Raw genomic sequence first — 17,486 nt, 5'->3', positions numbered from 1 at the left:
CGTGTTTGGTTGCCTTGCGGCAGAAATTGGCGGGCTCAGTAGGCCCGGTATGGGATCGACACGTTGACCTGGTACCAGCCATGGCCGTCATCGCCGATGGTGCTCGCCGAGGCTGCGTAGCACTCAAACGGCCCTGTCGGGTCGCTGTAGAACTCAAAGTGCTGCACCAGGGTGTCGGCGGCCTTGGTAATGGCCAGGGTGCCTTTGTTGCTGGGCACGAACAGCTGAATCATGATGATGCCGGTGCGGCGCACGCATGGGCCGATACCGGTCTCTGTGGCGCTGGATAGCCCGGGCACATCCGCCAGCCTGGCCCAAATGGGCTTGCCGGCCGGGTTGAACGGCCCTTTCGGATTGTTCGGATAATCGACAGCGTCAGCAGGAATGCCCGCCCACTGCGTCATGCGGCCAGTGACGATGGCCCGGATCTGTTCGAAGGTCATGTCCTGTAGGCCTCGGCAACTCCGTTGAACGACACCGCGTAGATGCCGGCGGGCGCTTGCTGGGAGTGGCCATCCTCAAGCGGCACCGCATAGATAAGGTTGTTCTGGATGAAGACCTGCGTATACGGCTCAAGGCCAGTCATCACCCTGACGCCCTGCTGGATGGTCTCCGATCCGATCGGATCGACATTCGCGCTGCTGGTGTACACGGGCGCGCCCACACTCACGATGTTGTTACCACGGAATCGGCCGGTATCGACCGGTGACCGCAGCACAATCTCGTTGAGCATGGCCAGAGCAATGACACGCACACGCTGCGTTAAAGCTTCTTCGACCAGGCCAGTGAACATACTTGGCGGCGTGCTCCATCCTCTGCTCTTGGCCATGGCTACTTCCTCAGCTGCAGTCGGTAGGTGGCCGAGGCCGGATCGGAGCGCACCGACTTGACCAGGTAGATCACCTGCTTAGAGCGGTCCATCAGGTCAGGCGCGGTGATCGTATGCCCGACATCGGGGGTATCCGTGACTTCGTTGGCCAGCGCGGTCAGGCGCAAGTCGCCAACCAGGATGTTCACGTTGTCGATCCGGCTGTCTTCGTAGCGCGACAGCACGCCACGCCCGGCGTAGGTCACCGCCTGGGCGGTGCTCTCCTCGGTGACCGGATCAACGACACCAGGCCCCATGTACTCGCCAGTGAAGGCCAGCACCGCATCAGCCAAGTCCGTATTGAAGGCCTCGGCAAGATCAGCCTGCAGCTCATCGCGAAGTCCCATATCAGCCCCTCACGATCTTGGTTTGGCCGCTGCTATTGAGGTAATGCGCCAGCAGCGCCAGGGCAAACGACTCGCCCGCGCTGATGGTGCGCGATGATTCCGCGTAGGTTTTGCTGCTGGACGCCCCGTCAGCGTTGACCGACTTGGCCAGCACACCGGTTTCCTTCCTGCCGTAGATGTTGCCCGCCGCAGCCTCTCGGGCGATCTCGGCGCCTGCCTGAATCACGTCATCCGGTACCGGATCTAACTCAGGCAGGCCGAGATTGGTGAGCCAGGTGTTGGCCATCAGCACCGCCCGGGCCTTCTGGTCGGCGGGCGCCCAGGTTTGCCCAAGCAGGGCGTCTACCTGCTCGACGGTGATGTAGATGGTCATTACTTGGCCTCGCCCAGCAGCTTCTGGAGGTCTTCAAGGCTGGCGTCAGGGCTGAATTGCACGCCCTTTTCGTTCAGGGAGGCATGCAGCTTTGCCTTCAGCTCGGCTTCTTCGGCAGCCTTCTTGTCGGCCGCGGACTTGCCAGCCTTCGAGCCTTTGGCCTCCTTCAGCGGATCCGGGTGTTCGTAGTCATCGGGCGCGAAGCGCGCATCGATGATCTTGTACCCCTTCTGCCGCAGCTCGGCTTTTCGCTCAGGGCTGACCGGGTGCTTCTCGTAAATCACTTTCTCGCTCATGGCGATCTCCTGGGAAATGCGCCCCGAAGGGCGCGGTACCGATTACTTGGTGGCGTCGCCGATGGTCAGCACGCCAGCCGAGGCCTTGATGCTGTTCGCCACCAGGTCCCAGTTGGTGCCGGTGGACAGCTCGGCGTTGGTCGGCGACTTGCCGCCGTTGGCGGTGTCCCAGGTGTAGCCCTTGAGGCCCAGACCGAAGGTGTAGTCGGCCTGCATGGTGGTCTCGATGCGCTCCTTGCCATTGGAGGTCTCGATGTTGGTGATCAGGTCAGAGCCATCCATTACCACCGCGGCGCCGTCGGCCAGGCTGAGCACCTTCTGCTTGTTCGGGGTGCCGGCCTCGTACAGCGCCGGGGCGTCGGTGATGATCACGGCCTTGCCGAGGATGTCGACCACCTGCACGCCGGAGAACTGGAACAGGCGCTCGGCGTTGGCGAGGTTCTGGCCGACCAGTTTGTGGTACATGGCGCCGGTCATGACCTGGGCCACCAGGCGCTGCGAGGCGTCACCGAACAGGGCATGGGCGTTGTTGATCGCCACGTAGGTCACGCCAGCGGTGGCCGACACATCGTTGGTGGCTCCCGGCTGGTTGCCGATCGCGCCGGCCAGGGCCGAGATGGCGGTGTTCAGTTGGTCCGCCATGATGGCTTCAGACAGGTTGCGGCTGATCACCTCCAGCGCTTCTTCCGGGTTCTTCTGGATCCAGGAGAGCTGGGAAGGCTCCCACAGGATCGGGCCGAAGCCGCCGGCGATCTTCACCGAGTCGTACTGCTTCTGGGCCAGCGGGGTGGACGCCTGGTTGCCGTTGGCGGCATAGCGGTCGACACGACGCTGGGCGCCGTGCAGGCCGGCCCAGAACGATTCCTGCAGGAAGTCGCCGTCGATGCCTTGGGTGGTCAGGCGGATGGCGCCAGCCGAGGATGCGTTGAACTTCTCGACGTCCTGGGCAAGGGTCTCGATGGTGGTGCGCTTGAGGTATTCGTTGAATACCTTCATGTTCGAAAGGGCCATTGGGCCTCCTTATTCGCTTGCGGTCAGGCCCTTGATGGCTTCCAGGCGTTCAGCCTTGGTGCCACCGAAGTTGCCCTTCGTGGTTTTGTGCTGGCCACCACCGTTCGGCGCGCCGCCGCCATTGGCGCCGGAGCTTTTCAGGATGTGGTCGCGATGGGGGTACTGCGAGACGAGGGTTTCGAGCGCTTCGTTGAAGTCGGCCAGTTCACCCGGGCGGGAGCGACTGAAGACCTTCTGGCCCTGGGCGTCATAAGCGACGACCTTGCCTTCCTCGATCTTGAAGTTGCTGCCGAAGGTGGCTTGGACCATGTCCGCCGGCACAGCCATCTTCTCGGCGATGAACTGGGAACGGGCAAAGCTCCCGCCGATCTTCTCGGCATACAGCTGCTGCTCGAAGGTCTGCGCCTTACCGTTGGCTTCATCCAGCTGGGTTTGGAAGGCCTTGCTGATTTCGCCCTTCACCTTCTCGATCTCGCCGGCATCCACCAGCTTCTTGGCGTCGAGGTTGGCGACGATCTCCAGGGCTTTCTTGGCGGCCGCAGCATCTTCGATGCCTTCGAACGCCTTCGCAGTTTTCTCGAAGCTGTCCGCGCGCTCGCGGTGCGACTTCGCCTCGGCGTTCAGCCGGGTGATGGTGTTGCGGGTTCCGACCGCATCGAAAGCGACGTCCTTGCCGTCGTCATCGGTGTAGACGGGCTTGCCATCTTCGATCACTGCATATTGCTTGCCATCCACTTCAACGGTTTTGAGTTTCATCTCGTCTCTCTGGGCCATCCGGCCTGTTGGTGAGCCATCCGGCCCCAGGTCGCCCCGTCCATCCGAACCGCAGGCATGAAAAAGCCCCGCACTGGGCGAGGCTCTGGAATTGCGCGCCACGAAATGGCGCTCTGGTGTTTTGTGGCGCGCGCTACAGAAGGCGCTCCCGCAACTCGTCGAGCGTCAGGAACTTGCCCTTGTCGTTGTAGAAGTCCTGCAGCTTCAGCTTGTCCTGGCGCAACAGCTTCCCCCGCTCCGGCCCAAGGATCTCGTCCTGGCGTGCGGCAGGTTGGCGGGCAAGCCATTGCGCATAGGTGGTCTGCTGCGGCACCTGGCCGTCCATACTCGCCCGGGTCGCCGCGTCGCTGATCCCCAGCGCCAAAGCGCTCTTGAGGATCGGCAGCTTGGTCGAGCGGCAGCAGAAGTGGATTCGGCCCGGGCCGGCCAGCCACGGCACCTTGTGCCCGATCGGTCGGTACGTGCCCAGCGTGTACGGCAGGCGGTCACGGATTCGGCAGGTCGTCGATGTCCGGTTATCCAGCGTGCTCAGCCACTCAACATGGCTGATGATGTCGCTGTTGGCCTCGAATGCCTTGTCGCTGGCCGTCTCTGCTGTGCTGGACACTGCCGACCGGACAACCGCCTCCACCTCCCGGCGAGACTTCTGCAGGATGCCATCAGCGTACTTCTCAGCCTTGGTACCCATGATCTGCCTGACGATCTCCGGCGTCGTGCGTCCTTCAAGCACGCCAGACCGCACGGCATCGCGGATCGAGGCAGCACGGTCAGCCTCAATGCCGGCCATCCACTCGCTGAGCAGCCGCCCCTGGAAGGGCCTTGCCAGCGCAATGGCGCGTACCTGACTGAACTGTGCCACGGCAACCGGGAATCGCGCCTCCACAAGCTCAGGAACAGCCGCTGTAAGCGCAGCGGCCTGAAAGGCAATCTCGTAACTGGCCACGCCGTCGATGACGCCTGTGAGCGCCTGCTGCAGGCTAAAGAGCGTCGATTGATTGATCCGCAGCACGGGCGCCAGAGCGGCATCGATCGCTGCAACGGACGCGCCGGCATCCAGGCTGTCGATGGCAGCAATGAGCGCTGCCCGCAGCTCAGGGTCAGAACTGTTCAGGATCCTGATGATCGCCACGACCTGGCTGTTGCTCAGCCTGGACAGGTCAACCTCATGGCCGATCAGCTCATCTAGCAGCTTCTCGTTGGCCGTCTTCATCACAGCGTACCGAGTGCCGGGCCCTGGGCCTCAATCTTCGCCAGTTCCTCTTCCCAGTCGTATTCGTCGCTGATCACGCCGCGGCGCTGCATCTCGGTGAATAGCGTCTCCTTGCTGATCATCCCGGCATTGGCCATGGATACAAGCGTCGGCAGCGACACCTCTGGCATGTAGTCAACATCGAAATTGCCGCGCATCTCGACGGTTCCGCCATCGCCCAGGCCGCGATAATCGGCCATGAACTGGAGCAACTGGGCCAGGCAATCGCCGAAGTGGTGCGCCATGCGCGCCAGCGGGGACAGCTCTTGTGCCGCCTCCTCTTCCGCCTGGGTGGCGGTCTTGGTGGACGATTTGTCCGGAGTCAGCAGCTTGGCCCCGGCCATGCGCATCTCGTTGATCAGGTCCTGCAGCGCGGTGCGGCCCGACTCAACGGCCTGGCCGGTGTGCTCGACGTACTTGAGGTCGCCATCCTTGGGCAGATCGGTCAGCTGGCCTGTGCCCACTTTGAATTCTGGCGGGATCACCTTCCCCTGGTTGTCGTACTGGGTCTGGATGCCGATGCGAACCAGGATCGGGACGCGGATCACGTGAAGGATGTTGTCCTGGTCGCTCTGGCTCTGCCAGTGCTTCACGTTCAGGTGCGCCAACTCAATCAGCGGCGGCTTGGCCGTCATGAAGCCGGTGCGGCCGGTGTAAAAGGTGACCCATGGGATCGCGTCCAGGCTATTGGTGCCCTCATCGTGCTGCTCCCAGGTACCGCCATATGCGGCCTGCTTACCGCGCACGGCCTTGGCCGACCTGCGATAGGTTCGCCAGGCGCCAGGCTCCAGCACGCGAATCTGCTCGACGCACTTGGCGCCGAACTCGCCATCTTCCTCCTCGACAACCTCGATGTAGCGGATCATGGTCAGCACGCCGCCCTTGGAGCGCCAGCCCAGAACCTGCTCAGGCCTCACCATCACAACGTATGGGCGCACACCGGCGGCCTGCTCATCGGCCTGGGTCTTCAGCTCGCCCGCCGGGGGATGATCGACGAAAGCATGGCACAGGCCGTGGCTCAGCCCCTCGGTGAAGAAGCCAACAGCCCAGGAATTCAGGTCGTTGCCGGCGTGATCGATGTCCGTGGTCATCTGGACAATGGCCTCTGGCACATCGTCACCAACCTGCAGCGGCTCGGCGAACACTCGGGAGGTCATGTTGCCCACGGTCTCGGAATACGCCGGCAGCAGGGTCGAGAGGCGCAGGCGCTCTTTGTAGGCCTCGTCGTCTTCGGCTGGGTACTGCGGCAGCAGGGTCTTGCCCGCCGCGCGCATCGCCATCGTTCCACCCATGAGCGGCGAGATCACGGCCCAGTAGGCGCGCATCGCGTCGACAGCGGGCAGCGTGATGCTCGGGTTATCGCTCATGGTCACATTCTCAGGGATTGGCTTGTGGTCGTCGCCACGTTGATCGGGTAGCGCTTGGCGATGAAGTAGCCGGCGGCGTCGTTCATGTGGTCGTGCCCCTTCTTCGGGTCCTTGTCGGGTTCGCCATGCTTGTCATAGGTCTGCCGCTCGAGGCACAGGGTCAGCTGCGGGCACTGGTCCATGTTGACCTTCAGCCGGCGCTCGCCGTAGGTGTTCAGCAGCATGGCGTTGACCGAGTTCACCCGGTCTTTGACACTCGGGTTCTGGGTATCCACGATCACCGTGAATCCAGCCTTGCGCAGCAGGGACAGGTCGGACTCGCTGGCGTTCTTGCTGCTTGTGTTCTGGCCGCTGGCGTCGGGATAAACCGCAACGCCGTGGCCGGGGAACCTGGCCTTGATCTTCTCGATCATCTCCGGCGTGTCGCGCACCGAATGGAACTCATCCAGCGCCAGGGGCAGTCCATCGCGAACGACGTAGACCACCGCTGCCATTTTCATGACGTTGAAGTCCATGCCGATGTGCAGGGCCTCACCTGGCTTGATGCGCTCGCTTGTGCGGCTCTCGCTGCGACTGAACGTGTAGTAGACGACGCCGGCATAGTTCTCGAAGCTGGCTTCGTACTCTTGCCGGAACGTGCGCGGGTCCATCTTGCGGCGTGCCGCGTCCAGCTCTTCAGCCGGTACGTTTCCGCCCTGCAGCGATGTGTAGAGCCAGCTCTTGTGGTCAGGCTCGCCGTCAGCCTGCCCGTCGCGGTATGTGTCGAAGCAGTGGTTGAAGCCCTTGGGGGTGCCGATGCGCAGCGCATGTCCGCCCTTGCACTTACCGACACCAGGCACAAAGTACTCGCAGGTGGACAGCATCGGTCGCAGGACTTCTTCCCAGGCAGCCCACTTACAGTCTGCCCATTCGTCCACCAGGACGAAGAACAGGCCGGAGCCGCGCAGGTCGTCGTAGTTCTCCAGGCCAACGCATCGGATCAGGTGCCCGCTTTTGAGCGTGATCAGCATGTCCGACTCGTTCGGCTTACAGTCCCGCCACTCTCGCGGGATGGCCTGCTTCAGCCGGCGCCAGAACACTCGGCGAGCCTGCTTCTGCGTTGGGGCCGCGTACCAGATCTCGTCCTCGACGCTAACGCCCCACTCTGCAGCCAGCCGGGCAGCTCGGCGCATCTCTGCCTTGCCGAGGAAGGTCTTTCCGAACCGGCGACCGCACACGGCATCACGGAATCGCGCGTTACGCTGGAAGCCCCACACATAGATGTTCGCCTGCTTCGGCGTCAGCTTGACCGGCGCCTCATAGGTACGGGGTAGCGGGGACATTCTCGTCTGGCTCCAGCTTGTACTCAGCAACGGCGTGCTGCTGGTCCGCCTGGGAGCCCAGGGGCTTGTCGGGTTCGATCTTGCGGTTGACGTACATGTCGCCGCATTCCTTGGCTGCCTGCTCCAGCAACTGGGCAGTCAGGGCAAGGTTGCGCATGCTCTCCGCCTTCTCGGCCATCCTGCCCAGCGCACGGAGGCGATAGGCCCGGTTGGCGATCGGTATCTCTGCCGTCTCTTCCCTGAATCGCTTGCGGGTGTCTTCAAACAGAGCCACCCAGCGCTTGGCCAGGCCCTTTCCCGAGTACTTCGTGGGATCGTGTGTTTCCACCTGCTGGCGGGTCACGGTGACGCTGAATTCTTTCTGGACGGCCTCTACCACCTGTGAAGGCGTGTCGAAGCACGCCAAGGCCTGAACGATAAAGGCCTTCACGTCGTTGCTGAGGGCTGCCATAGGCTGTCATCCGTCCAGAGCCTGTCCAGAATCACGCCGACTTGAGCAGACAGGTTCCGCAGGCCCTCGAAATGTTGATCTTGGCCACCTCAGGCGGCCGGCTTGCAGCGTCGATCAGCTGCTGTACGTCGTGTCCGGCACCGTAGCGCCTCACCACCCCGACGAACTCTTCCACATCATGACCACGAAGCGTCAGGCTAGGCAGCCCGTCCTGGGTGAACTTCGGCGCGCCGTACTGATCGAGCTTCTGGGCAATGTGGTACAGCTCATGTTCGATGAGGGCGCAGAACTCGGTGTCGGAGCACTGGGAGCAGTAATCCGCAGCGAGGGTGATGACGAAGCCCGGCACCTCGCCGAACCAGTCGATCATCTGCTGCTCTTGCCTGGCCTTCTGCCACCCGCCAGTTCGAAACATCACAGCCTCGGCCTGGCCTACCACGGTTCGACCTTGCTTCTCGAAGCAGGCAGACGCCCACAGGAAGCGTAGCGGCGCGTCGATCAGGTGCGCGTGGTCAGGGTTGTGCAGCTCGCCACTCTCGCTGAGGATCGCTGCCTGTACCCATTCGCCCACCTCGGGCGCTGGCTGAAGCCTGGTTCCGAGCATCGATAGCTCGGTCAGCTCAAGGAGATCAGCCGGAGGAACTGGCCTTTCCATGCTGGTCAATCCTCATAGTCCGAACCTTGCCGCCGGTGTAAATATCCCGCTTCATCGCGGCGCGCACAGCCTCTTCGGCACTTGCGCCCATGTCCATTGCTGCCAGGGCATAGGCCGAGCCGCTGCCGATCGCGTCAGGGTTGGCCGGGTCGAGGTCCTGCCGCCATACGCCGGTCTTGTCGTCATGGCCTACCATCTGCAGCCTGCCGCCATCCACCACGTAGCCCGAGCACTCGACAGGCACCGGCGATGGCGTGCCGAAGTAGGCCGCAATCAGGGCCTTCTCGTCACACACGGCACCGGATAGGAAGAAGCTGACGCCATCCACGACGGTGAGCTTTTGGCAATCATCGGAAACGATGGAGCCACTGCGGGTCTGGCGGGAGTCGTAGGCAATCACGCCATCCTTGTAGGCGATGGTGGTCATTCAGGATGAACCTCGATCTTGATGCCGCGCCCTACCCAGTAGCTGATACGCTCCGGGCATGGTTCGCGACCGGTAATCTGTGCAACGGCGAGGACGCCGGCCAGGTAGCATTTGAGCCACCAGCGATGGCGGAAAACGATGCGTGCGGATACCGATGCCATATCACTGCCCTGGCGCCTCTGAACGGCGCATAACGACCTTTGAGATTGGCTAGACGCCCTTACGACTCATCCCATAGCCATCGACCATGGGGGTGCTGAGGCGCTGACCAGAGATAACCTCGCCCAGGCTCAGCCCATGGCGCGAACGGCTGGACTCGATTCCATCGGCCTGATCCTTGGCGACCAGAGCATCAGCCACCAGATCTGCCTGTTGGCCGTTATCGAACTCCCCCACCGCTACGGATGAGGCACCTTGGGCGCCGCCCTCGCTTGCGCCGTCAAGGGCATAGCGGGTAACGATGTAGCGGGTAACCGGGCGAACTTGGTATTCGGTCTTCATGGGGATTCTCCGGCCTGCGCACAGGCTGAGTTGATGGCGCGCCACGAAACGGCGCATGCCGAATTTGTGGCGCGGCTTATGTGAAGACGTGGCCGCGACGGGCCCAGGCATAGGCCACCACCCCAGCGTGAAGCATCACGCCGAACGGGTTAACCCAGTGACCCTGCAGAGCGGTGACGAATGCACCGAATCCGCCAATGGCCACCAGGTAGAAGGCGATGCTCAGCAGCGGCTGGTCAGCCGGGCGAACCTTGCGCAGGTAGTCACACGCTGCAGCCACCACCAGAACGCACAGGAACACGTCCAGGGCGGTCAGCGCTGAAACCAGGATGTTGTTCATATCAGGCACCTCGCGCCGTGACGAACGACCCCATGGCAGCCTTGATCGCGGGGATGATGTTCATGGCGGTGAGGCCAAGCACGAACGCTACCCCGCACAGCAGGTCATCGGTGACCGCAAGCTCAAGCTTTGGGGCAAGCCAGGCGGTAACGGGCTGGGTCAGGTAGACCGAGAAGCCGAATCCGGTGGCGACCGCAGTGGCGGCCTGGAACCGGGTTAGGTCCTTCAGGAATCCCAGTGAGAGGATCGAGCCGATGAATGCAGCCATCACCACCCCGTACTTGCCCAGCACTACGCTCGCGGCGGCGCTTGTTGGTTCGGCCATAGGGGTGTCCTTGGAATAAAAGGCCCGGTTGATGCCCTATAGAGGGCCAGGGCAAACGTGCGGAGCAGCACATAACGAAATTGGAGCGGATACGGGGAATCGAACCCCGATCGCCAGCTTGGAGGGCTGTCTAGCGACCTGCGCTACCCGCTTTGCGTGGGTCTTTCCCCACCTGTCTGCCGAAGGCCATTCCAGCGCTGGCACCCTGATGCACCAGTCTCGCCGGTCAAGTCTCGCGCCATCCATCAGCACAGTGAGGGAATGGATGCGCGGGCTGCCGGTGTTTTTCCGTATCACCACACTACCGGCTAGCAGTGTCCAGGCTGTCCCGTGAGGGCCTGCCCTGGCTGCAGTTGCGTTTTGCGCGCACAAAAAAGCCCAGCTCAATGGCCGGGCTTTTGTGGTCACTCCTCAACACGCGCAGGAATGACAGGATGGATCAAATTTACGACATGGCGACATGATATTGCAAGCCCTTTTGAGGGCCTTTTACGCCGCCTCGCCGGAAAGCACCCCAACCGCCTCTAGCATGTGCTGTGCCTCCACCAGCGCTTCGTTGACCATCGACTCCAGGGAATCCTTGATGGCCTTGTTCCAGCGCTGGTAAGTGCGCTCGGTCAGACCCTGGGAATCCCAGTTGGTCATGTCGTAGTTCGATTCGGCGAGCACGATCATTTCGCCAGATCGCTGCTCAGCAACAGCTCTGGCGTGAGCATTGGCCCGTTCCACCGCCTGACGAGCCGCACGGTTACGCCACTCCAGCTTGCAACCATCCTTGCAGCCGCAGTCCTCGGCGGATTCCAGTGGCTTGACCGGTCTGGCCTGTGTCGCAACACGTTGCACGCCTTTCTTCTGCTCCGGCACAGCCCAAACCAGCACCGCCTGTTGGGTGAATAGCTTAGGTGCCGGAGTAGGCACCACGGAAACCAGGCGGCCGATTGAATCAATCTTGCGCCCACGGTGGGTGCTGTACTTGGCCACCAGTGCATTCCAGTGTCGCGGGCTGAGCTGGGCATGCAGCAGCTTGTGTACGATGCAGTCAGCCAGCAGAGCGGCGTCCTTGCCAGAGATCTCGCCCTTGAGCTTGCTGGTCTGAACCCGCGGTTCAACGTTGCGCCCGCCCGCGCTGTTGATTGTCTCAGCCGCCAGAGCGCGAACCACTGCCGATACCACGTTCTGATAGTTCATTGCCCACCCCCTGCCCGCTTGGCCTTGCTCAAAATGAATTCTTCGTAGTTGCGCTTGCGGCGCACTGCGCCCGCCCAGGACAACGCCACACCACCCACCACCATGAGGGTGGCCAAAATCAGGAATCCCCATGCTGGTGTCATGCTGCAGCCCTCCTCAGGTCTTTGAGCTTCTGCCTGTACAGGGCCTTGATGGCCTGCAGGTCTTCGATGGTCAGGCGCTGGGGCTTATGAGGCCCTTCGAGCCATTCAACTTGGTCGACGCCGATGCGCTTCACCAGGCGGATGCGGTACTCGACGGCATTCCCCGACAGGTTCCGGTTGCACTTGACACACTGGCGGTGGACGTTCAACGGCTCGAAGCGCAGCTCCGGGCAGGCTCCCACCGACCGGTAATGCCCGGCGTCCCAGCGGCTGCCGGTGATGAGGTCGTGATCGCTCGGCAGCGAGTCGCAGCTGATGCACGGCAGGCCGGCGTCACGCTCGCGGATGTACGCATTGAACGCCGTCTGGGCCTCGGACAAGTGCTCGCGGCGCGTCTTCAGCTTCTCCCGGCGCTCCTTGAGGTCTTCCCGGGCCTGCTTGGTGATGGCCTTGGCCGCGACCTTCTGGAGCTTAGGGTCTTTGGCCATGGCCAAAGCGCATGCCGGGCTGCATACCTTCTGCGTCGAAAGCATGGGCTTGAAGCGCTGACCGCAGCCTGGCGCCTTGCACTTCTTCGGCTTGATCTCGGCTACGCGCATGGCTCGGCCTCCGATGAGTAGATAATCCCTGCTGCAACTGCCTTGGCGACAAGTTCGGTGCGGTTGGATGCCTTCAAGTGCAGGCGGGCATCAGCCATCCTGCTAGTTACCGTGCCCGGCGAAATGCCGAGCTCGCGAGCGATCTGCTTACCACTCTTCCCTGATGCAGCGAGAACCACACACTGCACACCACGCCGAGTTAGGCCATGGCCATACAGCCCCCGCCAGCCCGGCGCCGCGAAAACGCCTTGATCCTTGTTCCGCTTGAGGTTTGCTTCCTGGCTCTTCATGCCGCCACCTCGCCCACCAAGTCGCCGAAGAACACGCCCTTGGCCGTGAACTCGGCCAGGATGCGGTCGGTGTAGGCCACGCCCTGGGCGCGGTTGAACAGGCTGGTCACAGGCATTCCGTCAGGTCCGAAGAGCTTGCATCCACCCATGGCCGCCAGTTTCTCCTCATAGGTCAGGTGGCGCATGACCCGGTACCAGGCCTGCTGGAACTCGGCGTCTTCGTTCAGCAGGATCTGCACACCGATGTGCAGCTTGCAGTAGCGCCGGGCGTCGGCCGCATCGCCGATCTGGGTCATCTCCGCGATGCGCTTGTAGAACGCGAACCACAACGCGTTCTGGTCCAGGGTGCGGTCCTTGCCCGGGCGCATGCTGACCACGACGAACTTCTTGTCGCGGAACATGCGGGTGAGCATGGTCACGGCCTCGGAGAGCTTGGCCTGGGAGTTGACGGAGATTTTCTCGGTCATGGCCGCGCTCTCCCGTGGTTTTTGTGGAAGCCAAGGCGATTCTCAGCGTCTTTCCTCGCAGCTGCCGCGGCTTCTGGGTCATCGAAAAGCCCAAGGTGATGGTGTCGGCCGTCGACCTGAATGCCGGCCTGCCACTTACCGGTTTTCTTGTGACGAGTAACCCCGGTAAACCCACTGGTGTTCGTCGACTGCTCAAATCTGTTGAGCATCTGCTCACGCTGGGAGACTTCACGCAGATTCGAAGGCCGGTTGTCGTGTTTGATGCCGTTGATGTGGTCGATCGTCCCGACAGGCCACGCCCCGTAAGCAAGCCTCCACACAACTCGGTGCTCACGAAGGACTTTCCCGCCCAGACCGATTTGTCTATAGCCATACTTGTCTACAGATCCGGCACGGCGACCTTTCCTTGCGCCTCCAGTCCAGTACAAAAATCCGGTTTCCTGGTCGAGCCGAAGATTTTCAATCATGGCCGGCCACCTTCAGGCCGTGGGCCTCGATAACTGAGCGCACATCAGGAATGCGAGCCAGCCCCACAGGGTCGTGCTCTGGCCTCTCGTACGTGAGCTCGATCACGCAACCCAAGTGCTCAGTCAGCCCCTCGTAAGCACAGGCCGTAGGAAGCTCCACCACCACGGCCTCGCGGGAGGCCTGCCAGGCCCACCAAGCCATCTCTACCCAGTACGTGTCGTACATGCCGCGATTGCGGCAGTGCAGCTTGTAGGCGGTGGGAGGCTCATCAAAGTCGCCTTCACGCTTGAGCATGTGCTGAGCTGTGGATCGGTAGTCTTCGCCAAAGGCGCCCACCTGCCGCTCCACGAACGCCGCCTCGAACTGCTCGCGCATCTTGTTGGTGTCCATCAGTGCGCCTCCTGCGTGAACAGCACGTCAAATCGCTCGTCCGGGTACGAAACGGCGTAGCCCAGCTTCTTGCCTGTGGCGGCCTCGTCCAGATCGCACAGGCACTCATCCTCATCCAGCGCCCGGCCGGAAAGGCTCACCAGATCGGAGGGCTGGCAGCCAAAGGAGCGAGCCAGTTCGTAAACGCTCGTGACCACGTCGCCGGAGCCGTCGAGTTTTTCGGTTTCAGCCCAGGTACACATCACACCCCCTCCCCGGCCGGCTGCCCGGCGCGCTTGATGTTCAACTTGGCGAACTGGTTCATGCGGCACCTCGGAACTGCTGGCGATCCAGGAACCACTTGATGGCCCGCTCGCAAACGCTCGGCGCTGGAAGTGCAGCCATGCGCTCGGAATTCACTGGCGCATGTGTCTCGCGCAGGCACTGCTCCATGTCGGATCGGTCGGCCAGGCCAAGGAACAACTCCTCAAGGATGTCGCCAATAGGCCGGACGCTATCCATGATGTCGCCCTTGGCGGCAAGGTTGATTCGTGACCACATGGAGTGGCCGACATGGTCCTTGACCAGGCAATGGAGATCATTTGGAGAAATGCCGTAGGACCAACCAGCGGCGCCCCGAACCAGCATTCCGCAGTTCATGAGGCCCTGATCGTCCGACTCAGGCCGGCCCACTAGAAACGCGACCTCTCGGCCAGTCCTCGCCATGACAGCGTCGGCCTTCTGGATCTCGATATCGGTCGGATCTTTCCCCTTCACCTCGAGGTAGATGCCCACATTCGGCAGCCAGAAATCAGGCAAGTAATACCCGTCGTCGACCCGAACCAAATCAGGCTCGTACAGGTAGAAAATCTCGGCAGCCTCAAGCACACGAGCCCAGAGCAGCTCGGTGTAGGAACGAAGGCGGTAGCCGTTGTGGTGGTAGATCGCTCTGCGCTCTCTCATCAGAAATTCACCTTCACGACATTTTCCTGCTTGGCGCGACTGGCCAGAGGCATGAATCGGGACCTGTCACCCTGGAATGCGGTGGCCACAGTGCCGATCTCCCCGTCGCGGTTCTTGCGGATCAGGATTTCCCCGATGCCCTTGTCCTGGGTGTTCGGGTGGTACACCTCATCGCGATACACGAACATCACGATGTCGGCGTCCTGCTCGATGGCCCCGGATTCGCGCAGGTCGCTAAGCACCGGACGCTTGTCAGGGCGGCTCTCGCATCCGCGATTGAGCTGGGAAAGGACGATCACCGGACAATCCAACTCACGCGCTAACAGCTTGATCTGGCGCGACATAGCCGTTACATCCTCGGTTCGGCCCTTGCCCTCGCCCTCAACCAGGCCCAGGTAATCAATGACGATCAGGCCTAGCCCGCCAAAGCGGTGCGCCTGGCGCCGACCAACAGCGCGAATTCGGGAAATGGTCATGACTGGAACGTCCGAAACGCAGATCGGCGCATCCCGCAGCCTCAGCGTTGCCGCGGCGAGTTCAGGCCCATGGTCAGCAGCGCACTCCCCGGTTTTCAGCGAAGGCAGAGGAATTCCGCCGACAGCCGCCAGAAGCCGGTCTGTGAGCTGGGTCTTGGTCATCTCCAAGCTGACCACCAGAACTGGCTTCTTCTGGTTGATGGCTACGTCGGCGGCAACGTTCATAGCCAGGGTTGTCTTACCCATGGCTGGCCTACCGGCAACAACGATCATCTGCCCCGACTTCAGGCCTTGGGTGAACTTGTCCAGGTCTGGAATACCAGTCCCAAGCCCATCCATGACGACACCTTTCTGGAAGCGATCCAGGCGCTCCTGCAGCACCTCAACGTGCTCGGCCATGATGTCGCCGATCATCTGGCACTCGCCGTCGTTACCCGACGCATCCAGCCCAAGCACGATGGACTGGGCCAGGGAAATCTTGTCCTCGATACCAGCCTGCTCATGCGCCACTTCGTGGATTCGCTCCGCAGCAGCCGACAACTGACGGCAGATGGCGCGCTCACGGATGATCTGTGCGTAGTGCTTGGCGTTGGCCACGCTTGGCGTGTTTGCCTGTATCTCCCCTGCGTAGGCCAGCGTCCGGGTGCCGCTGGGCAGTTCTGCGCGACGATCACTGAGGGTGATCACATCAACAGGGTTGCCGTCAGCGTGAAGCTCCAGAATCAGGCGGTACAGATCGGCGTTGTCATCCCATGCGAATGCATCGGCAGCCAGCTCATCGGAAATCACGTCGATCAGGTGGGGCTGGCGGAGCATTGCTCCAAGCACGCCGTGCTCGGCCTCAAGGCTGTGAAGTTCGATCATTGCGCAGCCTCCGAAATCTCGCGGAACACTGCGCGGCTGACCAGAGCCTCAAGGCGCGGCTGGACGTTCTGGCCACGGAAAAACACCTGGTTGCGGTTGTTGGCCTTCTGAAAGAAGCCAAGCCAGAAGCCCTGCCCGCTCTGGTGATCAGGCGACTCGTTCCATCGCTCGGCGATCATGCTGCGCAGAACCTTGTCGCTCTTCACGGTCACGGCTGGCAGGTTCGGGCAGACCTTGTGGTACAGGTCGATGATCTTGTCCACCGGAACACCGGTCTCGCTGGCACCGTTCGGGCTTCGCTTGAACGCACGACCCAGCCAGTTGACCAGGAAGCGGCGCCAGTCCTTCTTCGGCTTGCTGCCGCTGGCCCAGGCTGCCGCACGCTTGATCTCCGCTTCGACGTCGATCGGTGCATAGGCCTCTGCCCACTTGGTGATCAGGGTGGCGTCCACTTCGAAATCTTCGCCAGTGAACACAACCAGCTTGGCTTCCGATGGAGCGGGTTCCGCCCCCTGGGGGGCAGTAATCTGTTCCGTAGGAACAGTTACTAGGGGTTTTTCTTTCGTATAAAGAAGGGAGTCGTCGGAAATTGGTAGTTTCGTTACGTTATCGGAATTACCACTTTTGGTAGTTTCGACTGATTTTGGTTGAGTCGATTGCTCTTTTTTCGGCTCTTGGTACACCCACTCAGAAGGCGAGCAGATGCCGATTTCGCCACGGCTACCACCAACCCGGTACAGCACTCGACGGGCCAGCAGGCTGCTGATCGCACGCGAAACGTGCGCAGGCAGGATGTTGGTCATCTTGGCAACTTCGTCGGCAGTAATGCGGCGCTCCGTCAGGTTGTAGCCGATCACCAGGCGAGCAATCGCGTGCAGTGTCTTGAACTCAGCTGGCGACAGGTGAACCGCTGCCAGAGCGTCCATCAGCTGATTGTCCATCCGGGTAAAGCCCCCGGCTGATTTGAAGGTGAAGACGTTACTCATGGGCTGCTCCATGGCGAGGGGCAGCCAGGAACGCATGCAGGTGATGCAGGCATTCACGGACGAGCTGTCGTTTGGATTGTCGCGAGTACTGGGCTCGGACCTGGCGAGCGGCACTCAAGGCCTGCTCGAAATGATTGCGCGCCACAAAATCGTGCTTCGCATTTTGTGGCGCGAGGGCCAAGGTATTGCTTTGGATGGTCTGGTGCATATATGATGACCTCACACAAGCGTTACGAATGCAGTACAAGAAGCCACCCTGCCCGGTGGTTTTTTTGTGCCTGCCATTTGAGGGTCTCTTCAGTCCCTATGTGAGGGCCTCACCTATCCGGTAGAGGGCCTCTTCAGTCCCACCAGCTCCAGAACCGGG

General features: G+C 61.8%; 29 protein-coding genes and 1 tRNA gene. 1 reads left to right on the top strand and 29 read right to left on the bottom strand.

Annotated features, from left to right (window positions below; translation table 11 throughout):
• Positions 1-35: 35 nt before the first annotated feature.
• From AACG97_RS10480 to AACG97_RS10340, 29 genes are all read right to left on the bottom strand, one after another.
• Positions 36-443, bottom strand: a complete 408-nt coding sequence (locus tag AACG97_RS10480; RefSeq protein WP_232555088.1) for a phage tail terminator-like protein — start codon at positions 441-443, stop codon at positions 36-38.
• Positions 440-829, bottom strand: coding sequence for an HK97 gp10 family phage protein (locus tag AACG97_RS10475; RefSeq protein ID WP_232555089.1), 390 nt, complete (start codon positions 827-829; stop codon positions 440-442). Before AACG97_RS10475 ends, AACG97_RS10480 begins: the two co-directional genes overlap by 4 nt.
• A gap of 2 nt (positions 830-831) precedes the next feature.
• Entirely contained in the window at positions 832-1,215 is a 384-nt protein-coding gene (locus AACG97_RS10470) for a hypothetical protein (protein ID WP_054882228.1), read from the bottom strand.
• Position 1,216: 1 nt separating this feature from the next.
• Positions 1,217-1,588, bottom strand: coding sequence for a hypothetical protein (locus AACG97_RS10465; protein WP_054882229.1), 372 nt, complete (start codon positions 1,586-1,588; stop codon positions 1,217-1,219).
• A complete protein-coding gene (locus AACG97_RS10460) occupies positions 1,588-1,884 on the bottom strand; it encodes a hypothetical protein (RefSeq protein WP_054882230.1) in 297 nt (98 codons plus the stop codon). The genes AACG97_RS10465 and AACG97_RS10460 overlap by 1 nt, the downstream gene beginning before the upstream one ends.
• 42 nt (positions 1,885-1,926) lie before the next feature.
• Positions 1,927-2,895, bottom strand: coding sequence for a major capsid protein (locus AACG97_RS10455; protein WP_070085606.1), 969 nt, complete (start codon positions 2,893-2,895; stop codon positions 1,927-1,929).
• Between the two features lie 9 nt (positions 2,896-2,904).
• Complete coding sequence (locus tag AACG97_RS10450; RefSeq protein ID WP_329608844.1) at positions 2,905-3,771, bottom strand: DUF6651 domain-containing protein; 867 nt, start codon at positions 3,769-3,771, stop codon at positions 2,905-2,907.
• A 31-nt stretch (positions 3,772-3,802) separates the two neighbouring features.
• Positions 3,803-4,879 carry a hypothetical protein gene (locus AACG97_RS10445; RefSeq protein WP_054882197.1) on the bottom strand — a complete coding sequence of 359 codons (1,077 nt, stop codon included), beginning with the start codon at positions 4,877-4,879 and terminating at the stop codon, positions 3,803-3,805.
• A complete protein-coding gene (locus AACG97_RS10440; protein WP_054882198.1) occupies positions 4,879-6,285 on the bottom strand; it encodes a DUF4055 domain-containing protein in 1,407 nt (468 codons plus the stop codon). Before AACG97_RS10440 ends, AACG97_RS10445 begins: the two co-directional genes overlap by 1 nt.
• A gap of 2 nt (positions 6,286-6,287) precedes the next feature.
• A complete protein-coding gene (locus AACG97_RS10435; protein ID WP_054882199.1) occupies positions 6,288-7,607 on the bottom strand; it encodes a phage terminase large subunit family protein in 1,320 nt (439 codons plus the stop codon).
• Entirely contained in the window at positions 7,582-8,058 is a 477-nt protein-coding gene (locus AACG97_RS10430) for a DUF2280 domain-containing protein (protein ID WP_054882200.1), read from the bottom strand. Before AACG97_RS10430 ends, AACG97_RS10435 begins: the two co-directional genes overlap by 26 nt.
• Positions 8,059-8,089: 31 nt before the next feature.
• Positions 8,090-8,713, bottom strand: coding sequence for a putative metallopeptidase (locus AACG97_RS10425; protein ID WP_070085604.1), 624 nt, complete (start codon positions 8,711-8,713; stop codon positions 8,090-8,092).
• Positions 8,688-9,140 (bottom strand): proteasome subunit beta, encoded by a 453-nt coding sequence (locus AACG97_RS10420; RefSeq protein ID WP_016487771.1) that lies wholly within the window; start codon positions 9,138-9,140, stop codon positions 8,688-8,690. Before AACG97_RS10420 ends, AACG97_RS10425 begins: the two co-directional genes overlap by 26 nt.
• Positions 9,137-9,301, bottom strand: coding sequence for a hypothetical protein (locus tag AACG97_RS10415; RefSeq protein WP_166524978.1), 165 nt, complete (start codon positions 9,299-9,301; stop codon positions 9,137-9,139). Before AACG97_RS10415 ends, AACG97_RS10420 begins: the two co-directional genes overlap by 4 nt.
• Positions 9,302-9,350: 49 nt before the next feature.
• The gene (locus AACG97_RS10410; RefSeq protein ID WP_054882245.1) at positions 9,351-9,641 is read right to left on the bottom strand and encodes a hypothetical protein; all 291 of its coding nucleotides are present in this window, start codon (positions 9,639-9,641) and stop codon (positions 9,351-9,353) included.
• Positions 9,642-9,717: 76 nt separating this feature from the next.
• Entirely contained in the window at positions 9,718-9,981 is a 264-nt protein-coding gene (locus AACG97_RS10405; protein ID WP_232555090.1) for a hypothetical protein, read from the bottom strand.
• A gap of 1 nt (position 9,982) precedes the next feature.
• Positions 9,983-10,306, bottom strand: coding sequence for a hypothetical protein (locus tag AACG97_RS10400; protein ID WP_054882101.1), 324 nt, complete (start codon positions 10,304-10,306; stop codon positions 9,983-9,985).
• A gap of 81 nt (positions 10,307-10,387) precedes the next feature.
• A tRNA-OTHER gene (locus tag AACG97_RS10395) sits at positions 10,388-10,457 on the bottom strand.
• Positions 10,458-10,795: 338 nt separating this feature from the next.
• Positions 10,796-11,494 (bottom strand): hypothetical protein, encoded by a 699-nt coding sequence (locus AACG97_RS10390; RefSeq protein ID WP_232555091.1) that lies wholly within the window; start codon positions 11,492-11,494, stop codon positions 10,796-10,798.
• Positions 11,491-11,637, bottom strand: a complete 147-nt coding sequence (locus AACG97_RS10385; RefSeq protein WP_232555092.1) for a hypothetical protein — start codon at positions 11,635-11,637, stop codon at positions 11,491-11,493. The genes AACG97_RS10390 and AACG97_RS10385 overlap by 4 nt, the downstream gene beginning before the upstream one ends.
• Positions 11,634-12,236: a recombination protein NinG gene (locus AACG97_RS10380; protein WP_232555093.1), complete on the bottom strand. Its 603-nt coding sequence runs from the start codon at positions 12,234-12,236 to the stop codon at positions 11,634-11,636. The genes AACG97_RS10385 and AACG97_RS10380 overlap by 4 nt, the downstream gene beginning before the upstream one ends.
• The gene (locus AACG97_RS10375) at positions 12,227-12,526 is read right to left on the bottom strand and encodes a response regulator transcription factor (protein ID WP_196133951.1); all 300 of its coding nucleotides are present in this window, start codon (positions 12,524-12,526) and stop codon (positions 12,227-12,229) included. The genes AACG97_RS10380 and AACG97_RS10375 overlap by 10 nt, the downstream gene beginning before the upstream one ends.
• Positions 12,523-12,993: a hypothetical protein gene (locus tag AACG97_RS10370; protein ID WP_232555094.1), complete on the bottom strand. Its 471-nt coding sequence runs from the start codon at positions 12,991-12,993 to the stop codon at positions 12,523-12,525. Before AACG97_RS10370 ends, AACG97_RS10375 begins: the two co-directional genes overlap by 4 nt.
• Positions 12,990-13,460, bottom strand: a complete 471-nt coding sequence (locus tag AACG97_RS10365; protein WP_232555095.1) for an HNH endonuclease — start codon at positions 13,458-13,460, stop codon at positions 12,990-12,992. The genes AACG97_RS10370 and AACG97_RS10365 overlap by 4 nt, the downstream gene beginning before the upstream one ends.
• A complete protein-coding gene (locus tag AACG97_RS10360) occupies positions 13,453-13,851 on the bottom strand; it encodes a hypothetical protein (RefSeq protein WP_232555096.1) in 399 nt (132 codons plus the stop codon). The genes AACG97_RS10365 and AACG97_RS10360 overlap by 8 nt, the downstream gene beginning before the upstream one ends.
• On the bottom strand, positions 13,851-14,093 hold the full coding sequence (locus AACG97_RS10355) for a hypothetical protein (RefSeq protein WP_015269578.1): 243 nt from the start codon (positions 14,091-14,093) through the stop codon (positions 13,851-13,853). The genes AACG97_RS10360 and AACG97_RS10355 overlap by 1 nt, the downstream gene beginning before the upstream one ends.
• A 58-nt stretch (positions 14,094-14,151) precedes the next feature.
• Positions 14,152-14,793: a hypothetical protein gene (locus AACG97_RS10350; RefSeq protein WP_054882093.1), complete on the bottom strand. Its 642-nt coding sequence runs from the start codon at positions 14,791-14,793 to the stop codon at positions 14,152-14,154.
• Positions 14,793-16,133 (bottom strand): replicative DNA helicase, encoded by a 1,341-nt coding sequence (dnaB, locus tag AACG97_RS10345; protein WP_054882092.1) that lies wholly within the window; start codon positions 16,131-16,133, stop codon positions 14,793-14,795. The genes AACG97_RS10350 and dnaB overlap by 1 nt, the downstream gene beginning before the upstream one ends.
• On the bottom strand, positions 16,130-17,119 hold the full coding sequence (locus AACG97_RS10340; protein ID WP_054882091.1) for a replication protein: 990 nt from the start codon (positions 17,117-17,119) through the stop codon (positions 16,130-16,132). The genes dnaB and AACG97_RS10340 overlap by 4 nt, the downstream gene beginning before the upstream one ends.
• A 40-nt stretch (positions 17,120-17,159) precedes the next feature.
• Here AACG97_RS10340 and AACG97_RS10335 point away from each other — a divergent pair, with 40 nt between their 5' ends.
• A complete protein-coding gene (locus tag AACG97_RS10335) occupies positions 17,160-17,333 on the top strand; it encodes a hypothetical protein (protein ID WP_338463502.1) in 174 nt (57 codons plus the stop codon).
• Positions 17,334-17,486: the final 153 nt, after the last annotated feature.

The organism is Pseudomonas sp. Nvir, from assembly GCF_963778085.1.
Lineage (GTDB): Bacteria > Pseudomonadota > Gammaproteobacteria > Pseudomonadales > Pseudomonadaceae > Aquipseudomonas > Aquipseudomonas juntendi.
The sequence above is the reverse complement of the archived record's forward strand: the minus strand, read 5'-3'. Positions and strand labels throughout refer to the sequence as shown.

Coding starts and splice junctions, on each gene's coding strand:
- AACG97_RS10400 (WP_054882101.1), bottom strand. CDS start 10,306: ATGGCCGAACCAACAAGCGCCGCCGCGAGCGTAGTGCTGGGCAAGTAC.
- dnaB (WP_054882092.1), bottom strand. CDS start 16,133: ATGATCGAACTTCACAGCCTTGAGGCCGAGCACGGCGTGCTTGGAGCA.
- AACG97_RS10340 (WP_054882091.1), bottom strand. CDS start 17,119: ATGAGTAACGTCTTCACCTTCAAATCAGCCGGGGGCTTTACCCGGATG.
- AACG97_RS10430 (WP_054882200.1), bottom strand. CDS start 8,058: ATGGCAGCCCTCAGCAACGACGTGAAGGCCTTTATCGTTCAGGCCTTG.
- AACG97_RS10455 (WP_070085606.1), bottom strand. CDS start 2,895: ATGGCCCTTTCGAACATGAAGGTATTCAACGAATACCTCAAGCGCACC.
- AACG97_RS10390 (WP_232555091.1), bottom strand. CDS start 11,494: ATGAACTATCAGAACGTGGTATCGGCAGTGGTTCGCGCTCTGGCGGCT.
- AACG97_RS10385 (WP_232555092.1), bottom strand. CDS start 11,637: ATGACACCAGCATGGGGATTCCTGATTTTGGCCACCCTCATGGTGGTG.
- AACG97_RS10375 (WP_196133951.1), bottom strand. CDS start 12,526: ATGAAGAGCCAGGAAGCAAACCTCAAGCGGAACAAGGATCAAGGCGTT.
- AACG97_RS10480 (WP_232555088.1), bottom strand. CDS start 443: ATGACCTTCGAACAGATCCGGGCCATCGTCACTGGCCGCATGACGCAG.
- AACG97_RS10435 (WP_054882199.1), bottom strand. CDS start 7,607: ATGTCCCCGCTACCCCGTACCTATGAGGCGCCGGTCAAGCTGACGCCG.
- AACG97_RS10410 (WP_054882245.1), bottom strand. CDS start 9,641: ATGAAGACCGAATACCAAGTTCGCCCGGTTACCCGCTACATCGTTACC.
- AACG97_RS10425 (WP_070085604.1), bottom strand. CDS start 8,713: ATGGAAAGGCCAGTTCCTCCGGCTGATCTCCTTGAGCTGACCGAGCTA.
- AACG97_RS10360 (WP_232555096.1), bottom strand. CDS start 13,851: ATGGACACCAACAAGATGCGCGAGCAGTTCGAGGCGGCGTTCGTGGAG.
- AACG97_RS10460 (WP_054882230.1), bottom strand. CDS start 1,884: ATGAGCGAGAAAGTGATTTACGAGAAGCACCCGGTCAGCCCTGAGCGA.
- AACG97_RS10355 (WP_015269578.1), bottom strand. CDS start 14,093: ATGTGTACCTGGGCTGAAACCGAAAAACTCGACGGCTCCGGCGACGTG.
- AACG97_RS10365 (WP_232555095.1), bottom strand. CDS start 13,460: ATGATTGAAAATCTTCGGCTCGACCAGGAAACCGGATTTTTGTACTGG.
- AACG97_RS10380 (WP_232555093.1), bottom strand. CDS start 12,236: ATGCGCGTAGCCGAGATCAAGCCGAAGAAGTGCAAGGCGCCAGGCTGC.
- AACG97_RS10440 (WP_054882198.1), bottom strand. CDS start 6,285: ATGAGCGATAACCCGAGCATCACGCTGCCCGCTGTCGACGCGATGCGC.
- AACG97_RS10420 (WP_016487771.1), bottom strand. CDS start 9,140: ATGACCACCATCGCCTACAAGGATGGCGTGATTGCCTACGACTCCCGC.
- AACG97_RS10465 (WP_054882229.1), bottom strand. CDS start 1,588: ATGACCATCTACATCACCGTCGAGCAGGTAGACGCCCTGCTTGGGCAA.
- AACG97_RS10350 (WP_054882093.1), bottom strand. CDS start 14,793: ATGAGAGAGCGCAGAGCGATCTACCACCACAACGGCTACCGCCTTCGT.
- AACG97_RS10475 (WP_232555089.1), bottom strand. CDS start 829: ATGGCCAAGAGCAGAGGATGGAGCACGCCGCCAAGTATGTTCACTGGC.
- AACG97_RS10470 (WP_054882228.1), bottom strand. CDS start 1,215: ATGGGACTTCGCGATGAGCTGCAGGCTGATCTTGCCGAGGCCTTCAAT.
- AACG97_RS10405 (WP_232555090.1), bottom strand. CDS start 9,981: ATGAACAACATCCTGGTTTCAGCGCTGACCGCCCTGGACGTGTTCCTG.
- AACG97_RS10415 (WP_166524978.1), bottom strand. CDS start 9,301: ATGGCATCGGTATCCGCACGCATCGTTTTCCGCCATCGCTGGTGGCTC.
- AACG97_RS10370 (WP_232555094.1), bottom strand. CDS start 12,993: ATGACCGAGAAAATCTCCGTCAACTCCCAGGCCAAGCTCTCCGAGGCC.
- AACG97_RS10445 (WP_054882197.1), bottom strand. CDS start 4,879: ATGAAGACGGCCAACGAGAAGCTGCTAGATGAGCTGATCGGCCATGAG.